Origin of the sequence: Lactobacillus jensenii DSM 20557 (assembly GCF_001436455.1) — a bacterium.
Taxonomy (GTDB): domain Bacteria; phylum Bacillota; class Bacilli; order Lactobacillales; family Lactobacillaceae; genus Lactobacillus; species Lactobacillus jensenii.
In genome coordinates this window covers 1-340 of record NZ_AYYU01000084.1, presented here as the reverse complement: position 1 = coordinate 340, position 340 = coordinate 1, and the positions used below count along the sequence as shown (strand labels likewise).

General features: G+C 34.4%; 1 protein-coding gene. It reads right to left on the bottom strand.

What is annotated here, in order from left to right; genetic code table 11:
- The coding region (locus FC45_RS07545; protein ID WP_155517716.1) for an amino acid permease at positions 1-340 on the bottom strand (340 nt) is incomplete at both ends.

Sequence of the window (340 nt, the reverse complement as noted above, 5' to 3'; positions counted from 1 at the left end):
CTACTTCACCAGCACTAATCCCAAGTAACTCAATTCCTTCATAAGAACCAACAATTATTGACATTGAGAAAAAGAACCCTTTAATTCCACCAGTAAAGAAGCCACCATGACTCCACAAGTTACTAAAACCAGTTGGATGACCACCATTACCAAAACCAAAGAAAATTACTAAAAATCCCAAAATAATCATTAAAACAATTGTAATGACCTTAATCATCGCAAACCAAAATTCCAAGTTTGCATATGCTTTAGCACTTGCCAAATTTGCCAGTAATAAAAAGGCGATAATAATTACACCGGACCAAAAAACATTTACTTGTGGCCACCAAAACTTCAAATA